Annotated in this window: 20 protein-coding genes; 11 read left to right on the top strand and 9 right to left on the bottom strand. The window is 71.8% G+C overall.

From position 1 onward, the window contains the following. Positions 1-22: 22 nt before the first annotated feature. The gene (locus HF995_RS00525; protein ID WP_168445898.1) at positions 23-2,773 is read left to right on the top strand and encodes a DNA translocase FtsK; all 2,751 of its coding nucleotides are present in this window, start codon (positions 23-25) and stop codon (positions 2,771-2,773) included. 14 nt (positions 2,774-2,787) lie between these two features. Here the strand turns inward: HF995_RS00525 and HF995_RS00520 are convergent, their stop codons facing one another. Further along, positions 2,788-4,077 (bottom strand): CapA family protein, encoded by a 1,290-nt coding sequence (locus tag HF995_RS00520; RefSeq protein WP_168445897.1) that lies wholly within the window; start codon positions 4,075-4,077, stop codon positions 2,788-2,790. Positions 4,078-4,157: 80 nt separating this feature from the next. On the opposite strand from HF995_RS00520, the gene pgsA reads away from it, so the two are divergent. From pgsA to HF995_RS00505, 3 genes are all read left to right on the top strand, one after another. Then, positions 4,158-4,736 carry a CDP-diacylglycerol--glycerol-3-phosphate 3-phosphatidyltransferase gene (gene pgsA, locus HF995_RS00515; protein ID WP_168445896.1) on the top strand — a complete coding sequence of 193 codons (579 nt, stop codon included), beginning with the start codon at positions 4,158-4,160 and terminating at the stop codon, positions 4,734-4,736. Then, complete coding sequence (locus HF995_RS00510) at positions 4,733-5,239, top strand: CinA family protein (RefSeq protein WP_168445895.1); 507 nt, start codon at positions 4,733-4,735, stop codon at positions 5,237-5,239. Before pgsA ends, HF995_RS00510 begins: the two co-directional genes overlap by 4 nt. Before the next feature lie 160 nt (positions 5,240-5,399). Next, positions 5,400-5,726: a helix-turn-helix domain-containing protein gene (locus tag HF995_RS00505; protein WP_168445894.1), complete on the top strand. Its 327-nt coding sequence runs from the start codon at positions 5,400-5,402 to the stop codon at positions 5,724-5,726. Between the two features lie 22 nt (positions 5,727-5,748). Here HF995_RS00505 and HF995_RS00500 read toward each other — a convergent pair whose 3' ends face one another. Together HF995_RS00500 and HF995_RS00495 are read right to left on the bottom strand one after the other, a co-directional pair. Beyond that, a complete protein-coding gene (locus HF995_RS00500; protein ID WP_168445893.1) occupies positions 5,749-6,540 on the bottom strand; it encodes a DNA-formamidopyrimidine glycosylase family protein in 792 nt (263 codons plus the stop codon). Beyond that, positions 6,533-11,485: an Lhr family ATP-dependent helicase gene (locus HF995_RS00495; protein ID WP_210727035.1), complete on the bottom strand. Its 4,953-nt coding sequence runs from the start codon at positions 11,483-11,485 to the stop codon at positions 6,533-6,535. The genes HF995_RS00500 and HF995_RS00495 overlap by 8 nt, the downstream gene beginning before the upstream one ends. A 69-nt stretch (positions 11,486-11,554) precedes the next feature. Between HF995_RS00495 and HF995_RS00490 the strand changes: the two genes are divergently transcribed. The 4 genes from HF995_RS00490 (at position 11,555) to HF995_RS00475 (ending at position 15,260) form a co-directional block, all read left to right on the top strand. Next, positions 11,555-11,788: a DUF3046 domain-containing protein gene (locus HF995_RS00490; protein WP_168445891.1), complete on the top strand. Its 234-nt coding sequence runs from the start codon at positions 11,555-11,557 to the stop codon at positions 11,786-11,788. A gap of 210 nt (positions 11,789-11,998) precedes the next feature. Further along, positions 11,999-13,099, top strand: coding sequence for a recombinase RecA (gene recA, locus HF995_RS00485; protein WP_168445890.1), 1,101 nt, complete (start codon positions 11,999-12,001; stop codon positions 13,097-13,099). Positions 13,100-13,176: 77 nt separating this feature from the next. Next, positions 13,177-13,695, top strand: a complete 519-nt coding sequence (locus tag HF995_RS00480; protein ID WP_168445889.1) for a regulatory protein RecX — start codon at positions 13,177-13,179, stop codon at positions 13,693-13,695. Between the two features lie 86 nt (positions 13,696-13,781). Next, positions 13,782-15,260: an HD domain-containing protein gene (locus HF995_RS00475; RefSeq protein WP_168445888.1), complete on the top strand. Its 1,479-nt coding sequence runs from the start codon at positions 13,782-13,784 to the stop codon at positions 15,258-15,260. A gap of 28 nt (positions 15,261-15,288) precedes the next feature. Here HF995_RS00475 and HF995_RS00470 read toward each other — a convergent pair whose 3' ends face one another. The 4 genes from HF995_RS00470 to HF995_RS00455 form a co-directional block, all read right to left on the bottom strand. Then, a complete protein-coding gene (locus HF995_RS00470) occupies positions 15,289-16,149 on the bottom strand; it encodes an amino acid ABC transporter permease (protein WP_168445887.1) in 861 nt (286 codons plus the stop codon). After that, complete coding sequence (locus tag HF995_RS00465; protein WP_168445886.1) at positions 16,146-16,847, bottom strand: amino acid ABC transporter permease; 702 nt, start codon at positions 16,845-16,847, stop codon at positions 16,146-16,148. Before HF995_RS00465 ends, HF995_RS00470 begins: the two co-directional genes overlap by 4 nt. 61 nt (positions 16,848-16,908) lie before the next feature. Further along, positions 16,909-17,715 carry a glutamate ABC transporter substrate-binding protein gene (locus tag HF995_RS00460; protein WP_168445885.1) on the bottom strand — a complete coding sequence of 269 codons (807 nt, stop codon included), beginning with the start codon at positions 17,713-17,715 and terminating at the stop codon, positions 16,909-16,911. A 44-nt stretch (positions 17,716-17,759) separates the two neighbouring features. Continuing rightward, complete coding sequence (locus HF995_RS00455; RefSeq protein WP_168445884.1) at positions 17,760-18,569, bottom strand: amino acid ABC transporter ATP-binding protein; 810 nt, start codon at positions 18,567-18,569, stop codon at positions 17,760-17,762. Between the two features lie 149 nt (positions 18,570-18,718). On the opposite strand from HF995_RS00455, the gene miaB reads away from it, so the two are divergent. After that, entirely contained in the window at positions 18,719-20,341 is a 1,623-nt protein-coding gene (gene miaB / locus HF995_RS00450) for a tRNA (N6-isopentenyl adenosine(37)-C2)-methylthiotransferase MiaB (RefSeq protein WP_168445883.1), read from the top strand. Positions 20,342-20,369: 28 nt separating this feature from the next. Here the strand turns inward: miaB and HF995_RS00445 are convergent, their stop codons facing one another. Both HF995_RS00445 and HF995_RS00440 read right to left on the bottom strand, forming a co-directional pair. After that, positions 20,370-20,855 (bottom strand): YbjN domain-containing protein, encoded by a 486-nt coding sequence (locus tag HF995_RS00445; protein WP_168445882.1) that lies wholly within the window; start codon positions 20,853-20,855, stop codon positions 20,370-20,372. Further along, positions 20,852-21,427 carry a type III secretion system chaperone family protein gene (locus HF995_RS00440; RefSeq protein WP_168445881.1) on the bottom strand — a complete coding sequence of 192 codons (576 nt, stop codon included), beginning with the start codon at positions 21,425-21,427 and terminating at the stop codon, positions 20,852-20,854. The genes HF995_RS00445 and HF995_RS00440 overlap by 4 nt, the downstream gene beginning before the upstream one ends. A 33-nt stretch (positions 21,428-21,460) precedes the next feature. Between HF995_RS00440 and miaA the strand changes: the two genes are divergently transcribed. Together miaA and dapF are read left to right on the top strand one after the other, a co-directional pair. Further along, positions 21,461-22,477, top strand: coding sequence for a tRNA (adenosine(37)-N6)-dimethylallyltransferase MiaA (gene miaA, locus HF995_RS00435; RefSeq protein ID WP_350308671.1), 1,017 nt, complete (start codon positions 21,461-21,463; stop codon positions 22,475-22,477). Next, positions 22,474-23,412, top strand: coding sequence for a diaminopimelate epimerase (gene dapF, locus HF995_RS00430; protein WP_168445880.1), 939 nt, complete (start codon positions 22,474-22,476; stop codon positions 23,410-23,412). Before miaA ends, dapF begins: the two co-directional genes overlap by 4 nt. Positions 23,413-23,419 lie beyond the last annotated feature (7 nt).

Genomic DNA, 23,419 nt, shown 5'->3' with positions numbered 1-23,419 from the left:
TCTGGACGGTAGATTTCGCAGCATGGCGACACGTGGGTCCAGCTCCTCTTCCGGAACGCGCAACCGTTCGACGACGGTGCGCGCCTCGGGTGGAGCCGCGCGCCCCGCGGCCGCGAAGTCCGGGTCCGCGCGCGCCGGCTCGACCGGGCGCAAGCCCGTGACGGACGCAGGACCGGCACGGTCACCGCTCCCTGTCCGGATGGTCAAGGGAGCCTGGATGGGCTGCGCCCACCTCGTGGGCGGCTCCGCGCGGCGGATCGGCCAGGGCGCGCACGACCTCGACCCGGCTCACCGCCGCGACGGTGTCGCGCTGCTGCTCCTCGCGCTGACGATCATCACGGCGGGCCGGGAGTGGTTCCGGCTCGAGGGGTTCGTCATGGACTTCGTGCACGTGGTCGTGGCGGGCGCGGTCGGCATCGTGGGCGTCGTCGTGCCGCTGCTCCTGCTGTGGCTCTCGGTGCGCTTCATGCGCAACCCCACCGACTCGGCCGTCACGAGCCGCAAGTCGATCGGTCTCACGGCGATGGTCGTGTCCGTGTGCGGACTGGTCGCGGTCTGGGCAGAGCTGCCGGCCCCGCCGCGGTGGGATGCCGTGCAGTCCGCCGGCGGCCTCGTCGGCGTCGTCGCTGGCAACCCGCTCGTCGCCGGTCTGAGCGCGTGGATCGCCGTGCCGGTCCTGCTCATCCTCGGGTTCTTCGGGATCCTGGTGCTCACCGCGACCCCCATCAACCAGATCGTCCCGCGGCTCCGGACGCTCCTGGACCGCCTCACGGGCAAGGGCGTCCCTGCGGACGTGGACGAGGACGGGCCCCTGGCCCTCGCCGAGGGAGTGTCCCGGCATGACGGTGAGCCCGAGGAGGCGCCCAAGCGTCGGCGTCGGTTCGGCCGAGGCGGGTCCCGCGCGCAGGACGTCGCGCAGCACGACGGGCTTCCCGGCTACGTCGGCGACGAGGCGTTCGAGGCTGCCGCGCTCCGCGGCGAGATCGAGGCGGCCGAGGAGACGGAGGTGCTCGCGGCGGCGACCGAGGCGCTCGCTGCGCCCGTCGACCACGACGCCGTGACCGAGGCGATCACGGCCGTCGACGCGCCCGCGCACGAGCTCGCGGCCCCCCCGACGGCTCCCGTGCCGCCGGGGGAGCAGCCCATGCTCGAGGGCGACGTCGTCTACCTCCTGCCGAGCGAGGAGAGCCTCGTCAAGGGTCCGCCGCACAAGGTGCGCTCCGCCGCGAACGACCGGGTCGTCGAGGCGCTCACCAACGTGTTCGAGCAGTTCTCGATCAACGCGTCCGTCACGGGCTTCTCCCGTGGACCGACCGTCACGCGCTACGAGGTCGAGCTCGGCACGGGCACGAAGGTCGAGCGCGTCACCGCCCTCAGCAAGAACATCGCGTACGCCGTGGCGAGCGCGGACGTCCGCATCCTCTCGCCGATCCCCGGCAAGTCCGCGATCGGGATCGAGATCCCCAACGCCGACCGCGAGACGGTCGCGCTCGGCGACGTGCTGCGTTCGTCGGTGGCGCGCCGCACCGAGCACCCGATGGTGATCGGTATCGGCAAGGACGTCGAGGGCGGCTACGTCGTCGCGAACCTCGCGAAGATGCCGCACATCCTCGTCGCCGGCGCCACCGGCGCCGGCAAGTCGAGCTTTGTGAACTCGATGATCGTGTCGCTCCTCATGCGTTCCACGCCCGACCAGGTGCGCATGGTGCTCGTTGACCCGAAGCGCGTCGAGCTCACGATCTACGAGGGCATCCCGCACCTCATCACGCCGATCATCACGAACCCGAAGAAGGCCGCCGAGGCCCTCGAGTGGGTCGTGCGCGAGATGGATGCCCGGTACGACGACCTCGCGATGTTCGGTTTCAAGCACATCGACGACTTCAACACCGCGGTGCGCGCGGGCAAGGTCAAGCCGCTCGAAGGATCGCAGCGCAAGATCGCGCCGTACCCCTACCTGCTCGTGGTCGTCGACGAGCTCGCCGACCTCATGATGGTCGCGCCGCGCGACGTCGAGGCGTCGATCCAGCGCATCACGCAGCTCGCCCGAGCAGCAGGCATCCACCTCGTGCTCGCGACGCAGCGCCCGAGCGTCGACGTCGTCACGGGCCTCATCAAGGCGAACGTGCCGTCCCGCCTCGCGTTCGCGACGTCGTCGCTCACCGACTCCCGCGTCGTCCTCGACCAGCCGGGCGCGGAGAAGCTCATCGGCCAGGGTGACGCGCTCTTCATGCCGATGGGCGAGGCTAAGCCGATGCGCGTCCAGGGCGCGTGGGTCACCGAGAGCGAGATCCACGCCGTCGTGGCGCACGTCAAGGAGCAGCTCAAGCCCGTCTACCGCGAGGACGTCGCGGTCACCGCGGCGAAGAAGCAGGTCGACGAGGACATCGGCGACGACCTCGACGTCCTGCTGCAGGCGGCCGAGCTCGTCATCACGTCACAGTTCGGGTCGACGTCGATGCTCCAGCGCAAGCTGCGCGTCGGCTTCGCGAAGGCTGGGCGTCTCATGGACCTGCTCGAATCGCGCGAGATCGTCGGCCCCTCCGAGGGGTCGAAGGCGCGCGAGGTGCTCGTGCAGCCCGACGACCTCGCCGGGACCCTCGCGATGCTCCGTGGGGAGCCTGAGCCCGGCTCGGGCGCGGAGGCCTACGACCAGTCGGAGGACGGCGACCGCTACGCCGCAGGGGCTGACGCGGGCCTGCCGCCGGCCGCGACCGACTACTACGACGACGACACGCCGGGCGTCGACGACGCCTGGAACGAGACCGGTCGCTGACTGCGCTCAGGCGGTCAGCGCGGGCGGGAGATCACCTCGACGGTGCTGCGCTGGTGCTCGGGCGGTGAGGTGCGCTCCTGGAGGTCCGTGCCGACGGCGTCGCGCACGCGTGCATAGCGAGCGTCGATCTCCTTCGCGGAGAGCTTGCCGGTCGCCGCGCCGACGATGTCTGCGAGCGCGTGCAGGGTGTGCTTCCCGACACGGTCGACGGTCGTGCCGACCCACGTCATGTCGGTGACCTCAGCAGGGCCGCCGGCGACGCGCGTGACCTCGGCGACGAGCAGGAGCCCGTTGGACGACTCGGATGCGCAGCACTCCGCCGACTGGTTCGACAGGAGGTTGCCGAGCCCGTACGCGAGCCACATGCCGCGGCCCCCGGGCCCGCCCGCGAGCCGCGTCATGGGCTGGGGGACGTGCGCGTGGTGGCCGATGACGACGTCGACCTGGCCCGACTCAGCGAGAGCAGCGGCGACCTTCTCCTGGTGCTCCGTCGGGGCGGTGCGGTACTCGGTGCCGTCGTGGATCGAGACGAGCACGATGTCGGCGCCGTCGGCCCGAGCGGCCTTGGCCTGCGCGACGATCCGGTCCGTGTCGATGAGCGTCACGGACCAGGGCTTGTCCGCGTCGACGGGCATGCCGTTCGTGCCGTACGCCGCGGACAGGTGCGCGACGAGCGTCGGCTGGCCGTCGACGGTGACGCGGTACAGCGCAGGTGCCGCCGCCTCCTGCGCCGAGCGAGCTGTCCCGACGTGTCCCAGGCCTGCCGAGTCGAACACGTCGAGGGTGCGCTCGACACCTGCGTAGCCGCGGTCGACCGAGTGGTTCGACGCCGTCGAGCAGCCGTCCCAGCCCTGCTCCGCGAGATCCTCGACGAGCGCTGGTGTCGTGCCGAACATCGGGTAGCCGCTCACTGGTCGACCCTTCGGCGCGACGGGCACCTCCATGTGGCACAGCGCGAGGTCGGCGCCCTGGACCCACGGGTCGAGACCCGCGAGGAGCGGGCTGAAGTCGTAGCCGTCTCCCGCGCGCGCAGACTTCATGACGGGCAGGTGCGGGAGGACGTCTCCTGCGGCGAGGATCGTGAAGCTGATGTCCTCTGGGAGCGCGGGCGTCGTCGTGGTCGGCGCCGATGCGTCCGTCCCCGCTGCGCTCGTCGTGGTCGTGGTGGCCTGGGCGCCCCGCGTGTCATCGCGCACCGTCGTCGCGGCCGCGAGGCCTCCGGCGCCCACGACGGTCACGATCGCCGCCCCCAGGAGGACGCGTTGCGCGCGTGAGGCGCGTGGGGTGAGGCGGGCGTGGCGCATGCGAGGACACTAGCGCGACCGCGGCGCCGACAGCACGCAGCCCGCGTGGACGCCCTTTGTGCAGGACCTATCCTGGGTGGGTGCCGACTACGACGACGCCGTGGCGCCAGCAGTGGAACCTCCCGAACGCGATCACGGCCACCCGCATCGCGACCGTCCCGTTCTTCGTGTGGGCGCTCCTCGCCGACGGTGGCGAGTCCCAGACGTGGCGCTGGGTGGCGACCGTGATCTTCGCGGTGTCGGCGAGCACCGACAAGCTCGACGGATACCTCGCACGGCGGCGGAACCTCGTCACCGACCTGGGCAAGCTCCTGGACCCGATCGCGGACAAGGCGCTCGTCGGGACTGCGCTCGTCGGGCTGTCGATCATCGGCGAGCTGTGGTGGTGGGTGACCGCACTGATCCTCGTGCGTGAGCTCGGCATCACCGTCATGCGGTTCTTCATGCTGCGGTACGTCGTGCTGCCCGCCTCGCGCGGCGGCAAGGTCAAGACCGTCCTGCAGTCGGCAGCGATCGTCGCGCTGCTCGCGCCCACCTGGGTGCTGCCCGGCTTCGTCCATGTCGTGGGTGTCGTCCTCATGGTCGCGGCCGTGGTGGTGACCGTCGTGACGGGTGTCGACTACCTCGTCCAGGCCGCCCGGCTGCGTCCGAAGCGGTGACCGGCCGCGCCGCCGCGCTCGTCGCGCTCGTCGCAGCGCAACGGCGCACGATCGCCGTCGCAGAGTCGCTCACCGGCGGGGCGCTCGCGAGCGCGATCGTCGACGTGCCGGGCGCGTCGACCGTCCTGCGCGGGGGAGTCGTCGCGTACGCGACGGACCTCAAGGCGAGCGTGCTCGGAGTCGACGGGGACCTGCTCGCGCGGGAGGGCGCCGTGCACCCGCTCGTGGCGGAGCAGATGGCGGCAGGCGTCGCGCGCCTCGCGGACGCGTCGGTCGGGCTCGCGACCACCGGGGTCGCGGGACCGGACCCGCAGGACGGCCAGCCGGTCGGCACGGTGTTCGTCGCCGTGCAGGTGGACGGGCGCTCGACCGTGCGCCGCCTGGCTCTCGACGGCGACCGTGCGGCGATCCGGGCGGCCACCGTTGCCCGGGCGATCGGCCTCGCGCTCGAGGTGCTCGGCGAGGACGCACCGGGAGCGGGAACAAACGCGCCCGTCCGGTAGTTGTGACGAGTGTGCGGGTGATTCTCGAGGATCGCGGATTTGCCGAGGTGGTTATCGGCGGTCGGCGGTACCGTAGAACTACCAGCCGGACCGACGTCGCTACGAACGGCGGTGCACAGCACCGAACGCGGGCGGCCGACAAGCAGAGAGGGGGCGTCTGATGATTGTCCTACGACGAGAGATCGGGGACGTGTTGCGCGATGCGCGCCAGCGGCAAGGGCGAACCCTCCGTGAGGTGTCCTCGTCGGCACGTGTGTCCCTGGGCTACCTGAGCGAGGTCGAGCGCGGGCAGAAGGAAGCGTCTTCCGAGCTCCTGGGCTCCATCTGCGAGGCGCTGGACCTGCCGCTCTCGCTCGTGCTCCGCGAGGTCAGCGACCGCGTAGCCGTCGCCGAGGGTCTGCTCATCCCGGACACGGTCCCGGACGAGTTCGCCACGGCGGTCGACAGGTACCCGAGCTCGCGGCGCGAGCTCACCCCGGTCGGCTGAGCCGACCGCACCGGTGCGGCCGTCAGGTCCACCCACCCTGCCCTCGCTGACACCGCGGGCAGAAGAAGATCGGACGCTCGAAGGGCGGCCTGCGAGCCTGCCGCACGGTGACAGCCGTGCCGCAGCGCACGCACGGCCGCCCTACGCGTGCGTGGACCAGCCTCGCGCGGGCACCGAGGCCCTCAGCGACCGCTCGGAGCATGAGTTCGCGGGCGGTCGACAGGACGAGGGCGAGCTGCTCCTCAGGGATGTTCGCGAGCGGCTCCCACGGGTGCACGCGCGCGACGAAGAGGCTCTCCGACGCGTAGATCGTGCCGATACCGGCGAGCCGGGTCTGGTCGAGGAGCGCTTCCGCGACCGGGGTCTGCGGCTCGTCACCGAGCAGGTGCTCGCGCACGAGATCGACGTCGACGGCGAGGTCGTCCGCGAGCAGGTCTGGCCCCAGGTGCCCTAGGAGCGTGTGCTCGTCGCGGGTGCGGACGAGGTCGAGCATCCCGAGGCGGTAGCCGACCGCAGTCCACGTCTCGTTGCCGAGGACGGCGCGCACGAAGGGTGAGCGCCCTCGGGCCTGGTCGGAGCCGGTCCGTGCGACGTGCCAGGAACCCTCCATGCGCAGGTGCGTCCTGAGCGTCCACCCGTGGTCGGTCCGCACGAGGAGGTGCTTCCCGTACGCGGCGACCTCCGTGACTCGTCCGTCGCGGAGCGTCGCGTCGTCGACCCCGGGCCAGCGCAGGTCGACCCGGGAGAGCGTGGTGCTCGCGAGCGCCTGGTGGAGGCGCGAGGCGGTCAGTCGCAGGACGTCGCCCTCAGGCACGGCTGCTCCCTGCCGAGACGCGCAGCCCTCGCGGCGTCACGGCAAACCCAGCGCGGAGGAGTGCGGCGAGGGCGGGGCTCGACGCTCCGAACACCTCGTGCCCGTCGACCCTGCTGAGGGTGACCCGTCCCAGACGGCCTTCGCGCACGGCTTCGGCGAGCGCAGCCGCGCCCTCCCCGAGCACGTCGTCGTCCGTCGTGAAGGACAGCGCCGTGCGGCCGCCCTTCTCGACGAACCATACGAGCTCCCCGGCCACGAGAACGACGACCGCGCCCGCTTTGCGGCCCGGTCGGTGGGCCACCTCGCCCGGCGGCGGCCACGGCAGCGCTGCGCCGTACGGGTTGGCTGGGTCGGTCGCGGCGAGCACGAAGCATGCTGGCGTCGACGGGCTCGCGGAGCCGCCGTCGGCGGCACGCTCGAGGTCGCGCGCGTCCTGCCGCAGCGTGTCGACAGCGCCCGGGAGCGCGAACTGGGTGCCGCCCAGGTGCTCGACGAAGTAGCCCCGCCGGGCCTCACCCTGCGACTCGAGCGCACCGAGCACCCGGAAGGCGCCACCGATCTGGGTGCTGCTGACCTGCTCGGCGGCCGCCAGCGCCCGGGTGACGACGCCGTGCCGCTCGAGCAGGACGGTCGCGAGCGCGTGGGCGCGCACGGTCGGGTCCTGCTCGGCGCGCGGCAGGAGCGACCAACGTCCGCCGCCGTGGAGCGCCCCGGCGCGTCCTGCGCTGCTCGCAGCAGCGAGCGCCGCAAGGCCCGTCCGGCCGCGGCGCACCGGCCGTGCGGTGCGCGTGCGGCTGACGCGGGACCGGGTCGGGCCGAGGAGCTCGCGGACAGGTCCGAGGGAGTCGTTCGTGACCCGCCCGGCCCAGACGAGGTGCCACAGTGCGTCGCGGACGGCCGCCGTGAGGTCCACGGGGAGCTCGGCGGCGTCGCCGACGTCGCGGACCCGGTCGACGAGCCGGTCGAGGAAGAAGGCCCCGGCGCCGTCGAGCGCTGTCCGCACGAGGCGCTCGACCACGGCGGCGGTCGTGTCCTCGGGCTCAGGGGTCCCGACGGCGCCGCCGGCGAGCCCGTCCCACGGCAGAGTCAGGTGCGCCGTGTCGGCGAGGTGCAGGGACACGAGCCCGTTGCCCGCCGCGCGCCCCGCGGCCGGGAGCGCCGAGTGCCCGCACCAGAGCACCTCGCCCGACGTCGTGAGCTCGTCGAGCATGCCCGGCTCGTAGTCGACGACACGCGCCGGGAGGATGTGCGTCTCGAGGTCGCTCGCGGGCACAGGGACGCCGACGAGCTGCTCGATCGACGAGAGCAGACCGGTGCGGCCGCGGAGCGCGCCGACACGCTGCCAGCGCGGCAGGAACACGCCGAGCGTCCGCGGTGGGACCGGCTCGACCTCGGCGCGCAGGGCTGCGAGCGACCGCCGCCGCAGCACCCGCATGACGTCGCGGTGGCAGTGCTCGAGCCCTGTGCCCCCGAGCGCCTCGGGCAGGAGACGCCCGGACACGAGGTGTCCGGCAGCAGCCAGCCGGGTGAGCACGTCGTCGACGACGGCCGGGGGCAGCCCGAACCGCGCGCTGACGGCGCTCGCAGCGAACGGCACGTGGGTGCGTGCGTGGCGCAGCACGAGGTCTCCGACAGGGTCCGGGACGGGCGCCGTCAGGTCGACGGGCAGGCCGGCCGGGAGCGGGGCACCGAGACCGTCGCGCAGTCGTGCGGCGTCGGTCGTGGCCGCCCACACAGGGTCAGGACGCTCCGCACCCGGCAGTCTCGTGCTGAACACCTGCCGCGCGTCCGCGAGCGCCGCCAGCCAGCGGGCGGCGTGGTCGCGCACGTCGGGCAGGGTGCGTTCCTCGACCTCGGCGAGCGTGAGCGGCCCGAGCCGGCGGAGCATGTCGAGGACGTCGTCGGCGTGCCGGGACTGCCGGTCAGGGGCGAGACCGGCGAGCTCCGCCGCGGTGCGTGCGACCGCGTCGACATCGAGGAGGTCCGCGACCTGCGCCTCCGCGGTGCGGCCGAGCAGCTCGTCGAGGAGGTTCGGGTCGAGCGTGAGGGCGGCCGCGCGGCGCTCGGCGAGCGGCGCGTCGCCGTCGTACAGGAACTGGGCCGTGTAGCTGAACAGGAGCGACTGCGCGAAGGGAGACGGTGACGGCGTGTCCACGTGGACGACCGAGATCTCGCCCGTCGCGACGGCGCGCATGAGGTCGGCGAGCGCTGCGACGTCGAAGTCGTCCTGGAGGCACTCGCGGACCGCCTCGTGGACGATCGGGAACTGGTCGTGCCCGGACGCGACGGAGAGGAGCTGCGCGCTGCGCTGCCGCTGCTGCCACAGGGGCTGCCTGCGGTCGGGGGACCGGCGGGGGAGCAGGAGCGCGCGTGCGGCGGCCTCGCGGAACCGCGAGGCGAACATGACGGAGCCGCCGAGGTGGTCGCGTACCAGGCGGTGGACGTCCTCAGGGTCGAGCAGGAGGTCCTCGACGAGGTCGGGGGCCTCGGACGAGTCGGTCCAACGCGGCCCGGACGGGTCGTGTCGGCCGGGGCCACCGGGACTGTCGTCGGGCAGGCGCAGGACGATGCCGTCGTCTGCGTGCATCGCTGCGACGTCCACACCGAGCCGTTCGCGCAGGCGCGCCGCGAGCACGAGCGCCCACGGGGCGTGGACGCGCGCCCCGTACGGGGAGTGGACGACGATGCGCCAGTCTCCGAGCTCGTCGCGGAAGCGCTCGACGACGATCGTCCGGTCGTCCGGCACGGTCCCGGTCGCGGTCCTCTGCTCGTCGACGTACGTGAGCAGGTTGGTCGCCGCCCACGGGTCGAGCCCTTGAACCCGCAGCTCGAGGATGCGCGGGTCTGCGGGAAGGACCTCCTGAGCAGCGTCGCGTGCACGACGCGTGGGAGCGGCGGGCAGCGCGCGGACCCATGCGCCGAGAGCGCGGCCCAGCTCTGCCGGCCGACCAGGCGCGTCGCCCTTCCAGAACGGCAGCCGCCCGGGCAGGCCGGGTGCGGGGGAGACGAGGACGCGGTCGGGGGTGATCTCCTCGATCCGCCACGTGCTCGACCCGAGCGTGAACGTGTCGCCCGCGCGGGACTCGAAGACCATCTCCTCGTCGAGCTCGCCGACGCGACGGCCACCACGGGCGCGCACGGGCACGTCGTCGGTGTGGACGGCGTCGGACGTGGTCGAGCCTGAGACGCCGCCCGGCCCCGCGAGGCACACTCCGTACAGGCCGCGGTCGGGGATCGTGCCGCCGCTCGTCACGGCAAGCCGCTGAGAGCCGGGCCGGGCGCTCAGGACGTCGGTGCTGCGGTCCCACGTCAGTCGCGCGCGCAGCTCGCCGAACTGCTCGCTCGGGTAGTGGCCCGAGAGCATGTCGAGGACCGACCGGAGCGCAGAGTCGGGCAGGTGGGCGAACGGTGCGCTGCGCCGTACCGTCGCCGCGACGTCGGCGACCGTACGGTCCTCCATCGCGACCATCGCGACGATCTGCTGGGCGAGCACGTCGAGCGGGTTGCGCACGGGGTGCAGCGACTCGATCTGGCCGTCGCGCATGAGTGCCGCCGTGACCGCGGCGGGGACGAGGTCGCCGCGGAACGTCGGCAGGACGATGCCGTGGCTCGGGGCGCCCACCTGGTGCCCGGCGCGTCCGACGCGCTGGAGCCCGCTCGCGACCGACGGCGGGGAGCCCACCTGGACGACGAGGTCGACCGCGCCCATGTCGATGCCGAGCTCGAGCGAGCTCGTGGCGACGACGACCGGCAGCCTGCCTGCCTTGAGCTCTGTCTCGGTGAAGGTGCGCTCGGCCCGGGACATGGACCCGTGGTGCGCACGCGCGAGGACGCCGGCGGCGCCGGCGGCGGTGCCGGACTGGCCCGGCACCGCCGCCGGGTGCGTCGCCCCCGGGTCGGGGACCGTCTCTCCCTGCCGCTCGGCCCAGATCTCGTTGAGCCGTGCGGTCAGGCGTTCGGCCGTGCGGCGCGAGTTGGTGAACACGATCGTCGAGCGCCGTTCCTGTGCGAGGTCGACGATCCGCTCCTCGACGTGCGGCCAGATCGACGGCCGTGCGAGCGGGCCCGCGGCCGGGCCGGACAGGTCGGTCGGGTCCGGTGCCGGCATCGCCGACGTCGGCCGCGCGAGGTCCGTGAGGTCCTCGACAGGGAGCACGACGTCGACCTCGACCTGCTTGCGGGCGGGAGGCTGGACGACCGTGACGGCGCGGCCCCCGTCCTCCGGGGGCCGGTGCCCGGCCAGCACCTCCGCGACGACAGCGACCGGGCGGGCGGTCGCGGACAGCCCGATCCGCTGGGCAGGGCGGTCGAGCAGGTCGTCGAGCCGCTCGAGCGAGACCGCGAGGTGCGCACCGCGCTTCGTGCCGGCGACGGCGTGGATCTCGTCGACGATGATCGTGCCTGTGCCACGCAGTCCGTCGCGGGCGGAAGACGTGAGCATGAGGAAGAGCGACTCGGGCGTCGTGATGAGGATGTCGGGCGGCCGCACCGCGAGGCGCCGCCGCTCGGCTGGCGGTGTGTCACCGGTGCGGACGCCGCTCGTGAGGTCGGGGATCGTCAAGCCCAGGCGCCGGGCTGCGTGGCCGATCCCGGTGAGCGGCGCACGCAGGTTCCGCTCGACGTCGGCTGCGAGGGCCTTGAGCGGCGACACGTAGACGATCCGGTCCTGGACGGGCTCGGGGGCGATCGACGCGTCCTCAGGGCGTGGGCGTGCGAGGAGGCGGTCGATCGACCAGAGGAAGGCCGCGAGCGTCTTGCCCGAGCCGGTCGGAGCGACGACGAGCGCGTGGTCGCCGGCGTCGATCGCCGCCCATGCTCCGGACTGTGCCGCCGTCGGGGCGGCGAACGCGCCCTCGAACCACGCCCGCGTCGCCGGGTGGAAGCCGGCGAGGGTGTCGGCCGGCTCGCGTGCCGCGGGCTCGCTGCGCACCTCAGGACTGCTCATGCAGGACATTGTGTCGTTCACCACCGACAACGGCACGGCGGTGCTCCCGTCGCGTGGCAGGCTTGGTGGGTGCGCTACCGCGAGTTCTGGGACCTGGTCGACGACGTGTTCGGCCGCGCCTACGGGCGCTCGATCACGGGTGACCAGGTGCTGCCCCCGCTCCAGGACCGGACTGCGGTCCAGGCGCTCGACGACGGCGAGGAGCCGAGGGTGGTGTGGCACGCGCTGTGCGACGCGATGAGCGTCCCGGAGGACAAGCGATGGGGCACCGACCCGCACCGACAGGCCCCGCCGCGCCGCTGAGCGGCTCGCCGACACGCCGGGCGCGAGCACCGTCGCCTCTCGAACAGATGTTCGGTATCGTCTGTCCTCAGAGGCGTCGGCACGTCTCGGGAAGCACCGTTCCTGCCCCGTCCTGCGACGGTGTCAGAGGTCGGTCCTAGTGTCGGCACGACAGCACGAACGACCGGAGACGCGCGGCCAGCAGGTCGCCCGAGCACAGAGGTGACAGCCATGGCAGCAACCGCTGACCGCGAGAAGGCGCTCGAAGCAGCGCTCAGCCAGATCGACCGCCAGTTCGGCAAGGGCTCGGTGATGCGTCTCGGCGACGACAACCGCCCAGCCGTCGAGGTCATCCCGACGGGTTCCATCACGCTCGACGTCGCGCTCGGCATCGGCGGGCTCCCGCGCGGTCGCATCGTCGAGATCTACGGCCCTGAGTCCTCGGGCAAGACGACCGTCGCGCTGCACGCCGTCGCGAACGCCCAGCGCGCGGGGGGCATCGCCGCCTTCATCGACGCCGAGCACGCGCTCGACCCGGTCTATGCGCGCAAGCTCGGCGTCGACACCGACGCGCTGCTCGTGTCGCAGCCGGACACGGGTGAGCAGGCCCTCGAGATCATGGACATGCTGATCCGTTCGGGCGCGATCGACATCATCGTGATCGACTCGGTCGCGGCGCTCGTGCCCAAGGCCGAGATCGAGGGCGAGATGGGGGACAGCCACGTCGGCCTCCAGGCCCGGCTCATGTCCCAGGCGCTGCGCAAGATCACTGGCGCGCTGAGCACCTCGGGCACGACCGCGATCTTCATCAACCAGCTTCGCGAGAAGATCGGCGTGTTCTTCGGCTCGCCGGAGACGACGACGGGTGGCAAGGCGCTCAAGTTCTACGCGTCCGTGCGTCTCGACATCCGTCGCATCGAGACCCTCAAGGAAGGCACCGACGCTGTCGGCAACCGCACGCGCGTCAAGGTCGTGAAGAACAAGATGGCACCGCCCTTCAAGCAGGCAGAGTTCGACATCCTCTACGGCGTCGGCATCTCGCGCGAGGGCAGCCTGATCGACCTCGGCGTCGAGCAGGGAATCGTGCGCAAGTCCGGCTCCTGGTTCACGTGCGACGGCGACCAGCTGGGACAGGGCAAGGAGAACGCGCGGTCGTTCCTCCGCGACAACCCCGAGCTGGCAGCCGACATCGAGCGCCGCATCCTTGAGAAGCTCGGGATCGTGCCGAGCACCGACGAGCCGGCGGCCGCAGACGCTCCCGCGGCCGCGGTGGCTGACGCTCCCGCGGCGAAGACCACCAAGGCCGCCAAGAGCAAGAAGGTCGACTTCTGAGTCGCCCAGCCGCACGGACGCGTCGGCCCGCACGGCGGGACGGCGCGTCCGTGCGCATGGGCAGCGAGGGCGGAGCCATGTCCATCTCGGAGGAGGGAGGGGACGCCACCGTGCCTGCGCCCGATCCCGAGGAAGAACGCGAACGTGCCCGCGAGTATCTGCTCCGGGCGCTCACGGCCTCGGCCAAGAGCCGTTCGCGCCTCGCGCGGGGACTCGCTGACCGGGACGTCGACCCTGACATCGCCGCAGAGGTGCTCGACCGCTTCGAAGAAGTCGGGCTGATCGACGACGTGCAGTACGCGCACACGCTCGTCCGCACCCGGTTCACCGAGCGTGGTCTGTCACGACGAGCTCTCGCCGCGGAGCTGCGGAACAAGGGCATCGCCGAGGCGGTCGCGCGCGATGCGCTCGACCAGGTCGGCGACGACGACGAGCTCATGGCCGCACGACGCCTCGCCGCCTCGAGAGCGGCCCGGATGACGTCCCTTCCCCCTGACACGCGCCGGCGACGGCTCGCAGGGTTTCTTGGCCGCAAGGGATACTCGTCGAGCGTGTCCATGCAGGTGATCCGTGAGGTCGTCGACGGCGCAGACTGATGTCGACACCCTGGGCTGGTCGTCACGGGCCACATTCGTTTGAAAGGATGGCCCCGTAGGTCCGGTGCGCATCGTGAGGGAGGGTCATGGGAACGGTCGAGACGAGCATCCTGCTTCTGGTCCTGCTCGGCGCCTGCCTCGTCGCACTCCTCCTCGTCCTCGTCGCGCGACGCGAGGCTGAAGCCGTCCGCGAGCAGGCGCGTGACTATGCCGCCTCGGTGCGCGAGACCGCGATCGGTCAGGCGAAGGACGTCGCGGGCCGCGACGAGCGAGTCACCGAGCGGGAACGCAGCGTCGAGGCCGAACGTCAGCGGCTCGAGGGCGTCGAAGCGCGGCTCGTCTCAGATCGGGCGGCCATCGCAGCCCTGCAAGACACGGTCGAGTCCGAGCGTTTGAGGCTCGAGGACCTCGAGCGTCAGGTCGACCAGCAGCTTGCCGACAGTGCGGGCCTCAGCGTGAGCGACGCACGTGACCAGCTGGTGCGGCGGTTGCTCGACGACGCCCGCCAGGAGGCGCTCGACAAGGCGCGGCGCCACGAGGAGCAGGTTCGCAAGGAATCCGAAGCGAGAGCCCGCCGGATCATCGTCGACGCTGTGGGCCGGCTCTCTCTTCCGACGAGCGCCCAGGCCGCAGTGTCTGTCGTGCCGCTCCCGTCCCCGGACCTCAAGGGCCCCGTCATCGGCAAGGACGGACGCAACATCCGTGCCTTCGAGGCGCTCACCGGTGTCACGATGATCATCGACGACCAGTCCGACGACGTCGTGCTGTCGTGCTTCGACGCCGAGCGGCGCGAGGTCGCTCGCGTCGCTCTCGAACGGCTCGTCGCCGACGGGCGCATCAACCTCGATCGCATCGAGACCGCGGTGGCCGAGGCCACCCGCCAGACCGCAGAGCGCGTCCAGGCGAGCGGGCTCGCGGCCGCGCAGCAAGCGGGAGTCCGCGGCCTGGCACCCGAGCTCCTGACGATCGTCGGCCAGCTCTCCTACCGAACCTCGGGCGGCCAGAACGTGCAGGAGCACCTCGTCGAGACTGCCCTGATCGCCGCAGCGATCGCCGCCGAGGTCGGTGCTGACGCCGAGAGCGCCCGGCGCGCGGGGTTCCTCCACGACCTCGGCAAGGGCGTGAGCCGGGGTGGAGCCGGGACGCATGCTGCGGAGGGGGCACGGCTCGCTTCCCAGCACGGCGAGAGCCCGGTCATCGTCAACGCCATCGCGGCGCACCACGACGAGGTGCCCACCGAGACCATCGAGGCCGTGATCGTCCAGATCGCCGACGCGATCTCTGCCGCCAGGCCCGGCGCGCGCCGCGAAGACGCGAGCGCCTTCGTCCGCCGGATGGACGAGCTCGAGAGGCACGTCAGCCATGTGGACGGGGTCTCCGGGGTCGTCGTGATGGCCTCCGGGCACGAGGTTCGCGTGGTCGTCGAGCCTGACGCCGTCCCGGACTCCGCCCTCGCGGATCTTGCCGACCAGATCGCCCGTGACATCGCCGAGCGCGACCTCGTCCTCGGCCAGGTCACGGTCACCGTCGTGCGGGAGCTGCGCGCCCGCGCGACCGCGGGATGATCTCGCAGCGCCACGGCGCCTCGGGCCGTCACCTCGTGCTCGTGACCATCCCGGGTGCCTGAGGCGTCAGCCGTCCCGACGTCCGCGACCGCAGGCGTCGCGCCAGACGGTCCGCAGCCGTCGACAGAGCGAAGTTGATCGTGATGAAGATCGCCGCGATCACCATGACCGCCGGGATGTAGTTCGAGAAGTTCGTCGCGACGTACTCCGCCTGCCGCAACAGCTCCGCATAGCTGATCAGGTACCCGAGGGCGGAGTCCTTGACCACCACGACGAGCTGGCTCACCAGAGCAGGGAGCATCGCCGTCACACCCTGCGGGAGAAGCACGTTGCGCAACGTCTGCCCATGGGTCAGGCCCACCGCGAGCCCCGCCTCTCGCTGGCCCTGGGGAAGGGACAGGACGCCCGAGCGCACCAGCTCGGCGACGACCGAGCCGTTGTAGAGCGTCAGTGCCGTGACCACCGCAGTCAGCGCGAGCTTGTCTGACGGCACCAGCCGGTAGACGATCAGGAGCTGGTAGACGAAGACCATCATCAGGAGGACCGGGACCGCCCGGAAGAACTCCACGACCGCTCCGCTCACAGCACGCAGGACGCGGCTCTGCGACAACCGGCCGAGCCCGAGGACGACGCCGAAGATCCCCGCGAACACGACCGACCACGCCGCAGCCGTGAGCGTGCCGCCGATCCCCGGGAGGAGGTAGTCGGTCCACACGCCTGCTGTCAGGAACGGCTCCCACTTCGCCGCCGTCAGCTGGCCACGACGCTCGAGCACGACCAGCACCCACGCCAGCCCGCCGAGGAGCAGCAGCAGGGCCAGCACGTTGGCGACACGGAACGCGCGCCGCGTCCGAGGCCCAGGGACGTCGAACAAGGGGTTCGTGCTCATCGGGTCACCGCCACTCGTCGGGACAGCCATGTCATGAAGACGCCCACGGGGAGCACGATCACGACGAAGCCGATCGCGAAGATCGCGAACACCAGGAAGATCACGTCAGGACGGAACTCGATCATCTCCTTCATGACGTACGACGCCTCGGCGACCCCGATGGTCGCGGCGACGGTCGTGTTCTTCGTCAGCGCGATGACCACGTTGCCGAGCGGGGCGATCGCGCCGCGGAACGCCTGCGGGAGGATGACGAGCCGCAGGCTCTGACCGAACGACAACCCGATCGACCGTGCGGCCTCTGCCTGCCCCGTGGGGACCGTGTTCACACCGGACCGCAGCGCCTCGCACACGAAGGACGCGTGGTAGGCCGAGAGGCCGAGCACGGCGAGCCGGATGTTGTTGTCCACGATGAACGTCGGCGACGAGCTGTCCGCGAGCACGATGCCGAGCTGCGTGTAGAGGCCGAGGGAGCATGCGACGAGGATGAGAGTCAGCGGCGTGTTCCTCACGACGTTGACGTAGATCGCTCCGCCGAGCTGGAGCGAGGGGATCGGCGAGATCCGCATGACAGCGAGGACCGTTCCGATCCCGAGCGAGCCGAGGAGCGCCATCCCGGTCAGTCGCAGTGTCATCGCGAACGCCCCGAGGATGTCGTACTGGGCGAACAGCGAGGAGACGTCGGCATAGAGCGTCGTCATCGATCACCTCGTGGTCGGAGGAGGGACGGGCGGGCGCGTCCCCGCGCCCGCCCGGGAAGGGTCAGCTGCAGGCGGCAGGGGTGGGCGGGTTCGCGGCGCTGGGGGTGTAGCCCTCCGCCGTGTTGTCGTCCACGGCCTTCTGCCAGGCCCCGTCCTCGATCATCTTCGTGATCGCGTCGTTGACCTTCTGGCACGTGTCGTTGTCCTTGGGCAGTCCGACGCCGTACTGCTCCTCGGAGAACGGGCTGCCGACGACCTTGAGCTTGCCTGCGTTGGCCGGCTGGGCGGCGAAGCCCGCGAGGATGATGTCGTCGGTCGTGACGGCGTCGATCGTGCCGGCAGCGAGCTGCTCGATGCACTTGGAGTACGTGTCGAACTCCTGCAGCTGGACGCCCGTCGAGTAGTCGTCCTTGACCTTCTGTGCCGACGTCGAGCCCTGCACGGAGCAGAGCTTCTTGCCGTCGAGAGCGTCGGGGCCGGTGATGTCGGTGTTGTCGGCTGCGACGAGGAGGTCCTGGCCGGCGATGAAGTAGGGGCCGGCGAAGGCGACCTTCTCCTTGCGTGCGTCGGTGATCGAGTACGTCGCGAAGATCATGTCCACCTGACCGGACTGGAGCATGTTCTCCCGCTGCGGGGAGGGGGTCTCCTTGAACTCGATCTGGTCCGCCTCGTAGCCGAGCTCCTTGGCGACGTACCGGGCGACGTCGACGTCGAAGCCCGAGTAGTCCGAGCCGCTGCGGAGGCCGAGCCCGGGCTGGTCGAACTTGATGCCGATCGTGAGCTTGTCGTCGTCGGACGATCCGCAGCCGGTGAGCAGTGCGGCCATGGCTGCAGCGGCCGTGCCGGCCGCGATGAGCTTCGTGCGCATGGTGTTCCTCCAGGGTCTCGTCTCCCGCCGCGGTGGGGCGGGGGTCAGTGGGTGAGGATCTTGGACAGGAAGTCGCGGGCGCGGTCCGTGCGGGGCGCCGTGAAGAACGTCTCGGGGTCTGCCTCTTCGGCGATCTGGCCGTCCGCCATGAAGACGACGCGGTCGGCGGCGCGGCGGGCGAAGCCCATCTCGTGGGTGACGACGATCATCGTCATGCCGTCCTTCGCGAGAGCGACCATGACGTCGAGGACCTCGTTGATCATCTCGGGGTCGAGCGCGGAGGTCGGCTCGTCGAACAGCATGACCTTGGGGCTCATGGCCAGGGAGCGGGCGATCGCGACGCGCTGCTGCTGGCCGCCGGACAGTGCCGCGGGGAGCTTCTGCGCCTGGTTCTGCACGCCCACGCGCTCGAGGAGGGCGAGCGCCTGCGTCTGGGCGTCGCTCTTCGACACACCACGGGCCTTGATGGGGCCGAGGGTCACGTTGTCGAGGACGGACCGGTGGGCGAAGAGGTTGAAGGACTGGAAGACCATGCCGACGTCGGCGCGCAGGCGGGCGAGCTCCTTCCCCTCTTCCGGGAGGACCTTGCCGTCGACGCGGATGGTGCCCGAGTCGATCGTCTCGAGGCGGTTGATCGTGCGGCACAGGGTCGACTTGCCCGAGCCTGAGGGGCCGATGATGACGACGACCTCGCCGCGCCGGACCTCGAGGTTGATGTCCTGCAGGACGTGGAGGTCGCCGAAGTGCTTGTTGACGTCGATCAGCTCGACGAGCGGCCCGGTCGACTCGCGCGGGGACTGCCCGTCAGTGCCGGGTGCATGCCGACTTGCCGGTGTTGTGCCGTTGTCCACCATTTCCCTACCGTAGGTACTGACGGTCGGGCGCGCCACCCAGACAGGTCACGAAGAGGTATCGATCGGGTCATGGACGCAGGTCTCATGCGTCGGACGGCCGCTGCGCGAGGGTGCCGGGAGCGGCTCGTTGGCGCCGTAAACTGGGAGGGATGTCCACACGTACCCAGACCCCCGCCCTGCCCGACGTCGACGCGTCCGCTGCCGCCGCACGCACCTATGCGGTGCGCACCCTCGGCTGCCAGATGAACGTGCACGACTCCGAGCACATGGCCGGGATGCTCGAGCAGGCAGGCTATGTCCGGGCCTCCGCGGCCGACGAGGCTGCCAGCCGCGCTGACGTCGTCGTCATCAACACGTGCGCCGTCCGCGAGAACGCAGCGAGCAAGCTGTACGGCAACCTCGGCCAGCTCGCCGAGATGAAGCGCGAGCGCCCGGGCATGCAGATCGCCGTGGGTGGTTGTCTCGCGCAGAAGGACCGCGCGGGCATCGTGGACCGGGCGCCGTGGGTCGACGTCGTCTTCGGGACGCACAACCTCGACGCGCTGCCGGTCCTGCTCGAGCGGGCCCGGCACAACGAGAAGGCTCAGGTCGAGATCGCCGAGTCGCTCCAGGTGTTCCCGTCGACGCTCCCGACGCGCCGCGAGTCTGTGTATGCGGGCTGGGTGTCGATCAGTGTCGGCTGCAACAACACGTGCACCTTCTGCATCGTGCCGCACCTGCGCGGCAAGGAGCGCGACCGTCGCCCGGGGCAGGTCCTTGCGGAGGTCGAGGCGCTCGTCGCGCAGGGCGCGATCGAGGTCACGCTCCTCGGCCAGAACGTCAACTCGTACGGTGTCGAGTTCGGCGACCGCGGTGCCTTCGCGAAGCTGCTGCGTGCGTGCGGACAGATCGAGGGGCTCGAGCGCGTGCGCTTCACGAGCCCGCACCCCGCCGCGTTCACGGACGACGTGATCGACGCGATGGCCCAGACGCACAACGTCATGCCGCAGCTGCACTTCCCGCTGCAGTCGGGCTCCGACCGGGTCCTCCGTGCGATGCGCCGTTCGTACCGCTCGGAGAAGTTCCTCGCGATCCTCGACAAGGTGCGCGCGCAGCTTCCCGACGCCGCCGTGAGCACCGACATCATCGTCGGCTTCCCGGGGGAGACGGAGGAGGACTTCCTCGAGACGCTCCGCGTCGTCGAGGCCGCACGGTTCACGAACGCGTTCACGTTCCAGTACTCGCCGCGCCCCGGCACGCCCGCAGCCGAGCTCCCGGACCAGCTTCCGAAGGAGGTCGTCCAGGAGCGTTTCGAACGGCTCGTGGCGCTCCAGGACCGGATCAGCGAGGAGGAGTCGGCGCGCCAGCTCGGCCGCGTCGTCGAGGTGCTCGTCGGAGAGGGTGCCGGCCGCAAGGACGACGCGTCGCACCGCGTCACGGGCCGTGCCCGCGACAACCGGCTCGTGCACGTCGCACTGCCTGACGGCGTCGCTCGCGTCGTGGGTGAGGCCGGCGGCGCGGACGCGCGCCTCGCGGAGGCCGTGGACCCACGCCTCCCGCGCCCGGGCGACCTCGTCGTCGCTCGCGTGACCCGCACGGCACCGCACCACCTGGTCGCGGACCGCAGCGAGGTCGACGACGTCTACGAGGTGCGCAGGACGCGCGCCGGTGACGCGTGGGTCGCGCGCGAGCGCGCCCGTCTGGGGCTGGGCGGGGACGACCACTCGCACGGCTCGGCCCCCGCGTCGGGTGGACCGGTCACGCTCGGGCTGCCGATGATCCGTCGCGCCTGACGTCGTCGCGCTCAGGCGCCGCGCGGCCTCAGTCCGCGTCAGGTGAGTCGGACGGCGGCAGAGTCGCTGCGACGTGCTCGAACAGCTGGAGCGTGGTCGCCAGCCCCGTCAGGACGGACCTGCCGAGCTGCTCGTCCGTGACGCCGTGAGCAAGGTCGATCGACCACTCGCCGTAGACCGCGAGCAGGCCGCCCTCGTCGCGGACATAGGCCTTGGGCCAGAAGCGGTCCCGGTTCCAGCCGTTGATGACGTGCAGGAGAGAGGCGCGGGCGGCGAGGGGGAGCGTGGTCGCCCAGCGGCCCCGTACCTGGAGCACCTCCTCCCGCTCACCCGAGACGATGAGCCAGAACGGGTTTCCGTTCCAGCTCGCGGCGAGGTCGCCGTCGTCGTCCATGACGTGCTTGTAGCCTTCGCTGTCCAGGTATGCCGCGATGCGTGCGCGCGTGAGCGGGATCGGGACGGGCCCCGACGCCTGCGGCTCGTCCGCCCGACGCCGGAACGGGAGCCCCCTCATGACCCCGCCTCGAGGAGCGGGTCGGGGAACCGCGCGTCGAGCCCGGCGAAGAACGTCGCGGTCGTGGCGAAGGCAGAGCTGACGAGCTGCGCGAGCTGGGCGTCGTTGACCCCCTCGTGAAGGTCCTGGGCGTTCTCCGCGCGGACCATGACAGCGCCGTCGTCCCGGACCTGGGCGTAGCACTTGGGCCAGAAGCGCTGCATGTTCCACTCGTTGCAGAACGTCAGGATCTCGTCGAGGTGGTCGATCGACGCCTCACGGTTCCACTGGCCGCGCACCTGGAGGATCGTGGGCGGCTCACCGAGCGTGGACAGGACGAACGAGCGCGTCCCCCACAGGGCGGTCAGCTCGCCGGTCCGTTCAGCGACCGAGAACCCGGCACCCCGTCGGCGCAGGTCGGCTGCGACGCGTTCGATCGTGAGCGGTCGCGGGAAGACGGTGGGATCGGTCGTGGTCGGGTGCTCGTCCGGAAGGTCGAGCGGAGACAGGGTGGGACCGGCCGAGGCGTCCTGACCTGCGCTGTCGGGCTCCTCGGACGGCCCGCGGCGGGAGTCGCGCGTCCAGAAGGGCATGATCGCCACCCTACCCTCGGGTACCGTGTCGGGGTGTTGAGGACGAACGGGCGGGAATCCGGGAGCGACGCCGCCGGACGCGTCGTCGTCGCGGTGGTGGGGCCGACGGCGACGGGCAAGTCCGACCTGGCGATCGAGCTCGCGCTGAGGCTCGCCCCGAGCGACGGCGTCCAGGGCGAGGTGGTCAACGCGGACGCGTTCCAGCTCTACCGCGGCATGGACGTCGGTACTGCGAAGGTGCCTGTCGAGCAGCGCCGCGGCGTCGTCCACCACCAGCTCGACGTGATCGACCCGTCCGAGGAGGCGTCTGTCGCGGCGTTCCAGCGCGAGGCGCGTGCGGACGTCGCCCGCATCCTCGGACGTGGGGGGCGGCCTGTCGTCGCTGGCGGCTCTGGCCTGTACGTGCGGGCGCTGCTCGACCACATCGAGTTCCCCCCGACCGACCCCGGCGTGCGCGCCGCGCTCGAGCGCCGGGCCGAGGTGGAGGGGACGCGCCCCCTCCACGACGAGCTGGCCCGACGCGACCCCCAGGCCGCAGCGAACATCGGTGCCGGCAACACCAAGCGGATCGTGCGCGCGCTCGAGGTCATCGAGATCACGGGCGAGCCGTTCAGCGCGCACCTCCCGGTCCAGGAGCACGTCCGGCCGACCGTGCAGATCGGGCTCGACCACGACCGTGCTGCGCTCGACGCACGCGTCGCGGCCCGGGTCGAGCGCATGTGGCGTGACGGTCTCGTCGACGAGGTCCGCGCCCTGCGCGGGCGCGGCATGGGCCGCACCGCGAGCCGCGCCGTCGGCTACGCGGAGGTCCTCGCGATGCTGGACGGCGAGATCGACGAGGCCGAAGCGCAGGAGCGCACGGTCGCCGCGACCCGACGGCTCACCCGCAAGCAGATGGGTTGGTTCGGGCGTGACCCGCGGATCGTGTGGCTCGACGCGCAGGCGCCGGACGTCGTCGAGCAGGCGCTCGCTGTGGTCGAGAGAGCGGACGCCGGGACGCTGGACCCTGTCGACCTGACCGTCCCGGTGCGCCGTACCCTGGGCTCATGACGCAGCAGCTGGCCTTCTCCAAGGGGCACGGGACGCAGAACGACTTCGTCCTCGTCGCCGATCCGGACGACCAGCTCGCGCTGACGCCCGACGACGTCCGCGCCCTGACCGACCGTCGTGCCGGCATCGGGGGCGACGGCCTCATCCGCGTCGTGCCGAGCTCCGCTCTCCCGGAGGGACGCGCCGCGCTCGCGGACGCCCCGGACGCGCAGTGGTTCATGGACTACCGCAACGCCGACGGTTCGATCGCCGAGATGTGCGGCAACGGCGTGCGCGTCTTCGTGCGTTTCCTCGAGCACCTCGGCCTCGCGGACCTCGCGGACGGGCGCGCGCTCGCGATCGGCACGCGCGCCGGAGTGCGTCGCGTCCGGCGCGAGGGCGACCAGTACGCGGTCGAGATGGGGGAGTGGCGCCTCACGGGCGGGACGCAGGCGCTCGCCGACGGCTACGACGCGCAGGTGCGCACGACGGGGCTCGACGGCGTACGGGTCGCGCTGAGCGTCGACATGGGCAACCCGCACACGGTCGTCGCGCTCGCGACGGACGCCGAGCTGGACGGGCTCGACCTCACCAGCATCCCCGAGGTCGCGCCGGTGCCGCCCGCCGGGACGAACGTCGAGTACGTGGTGCCGCGCGCGGAGACGCACGACGGCGGCGGTACGACCGTCGGGCCCGTGCGCATGCGCGTCCACGAGCGTGGCGTGGGCGAGACGCGGTCGTGCGGCACCGGCGCATGCGCGGCTGCGCTCGCGGTCGCGGCGTGGGCCGGCGCGGGTGCGCCGAGCACGTGGTTCGTCGACGTCCCTGGCGGGAGGGTGCGGGTCCGGATGCTGCCGGACCAGCGCGTCGAGCTCGCGGGACCGGCGGTGCTCGTCGCGCACGGGCACGTCGACCTGGCCGAGCTGCGGGCGGGGCTGACCTCCGAACCCGCGTGACGGCGGG

Source organism: Sanguibacter hominis ATCC BAA-789 (genome assembly GCF_012396185.1).
Lineage (GTDB): Bacteria > Actinomycetota > Actinomycetes > Actinomycetales > Cellulomonadaceae > Flavimobilis > Flavimobilis hominis.
This window is presented reverse-complemented; position numbering and strand designations above follow the sequence as displayed.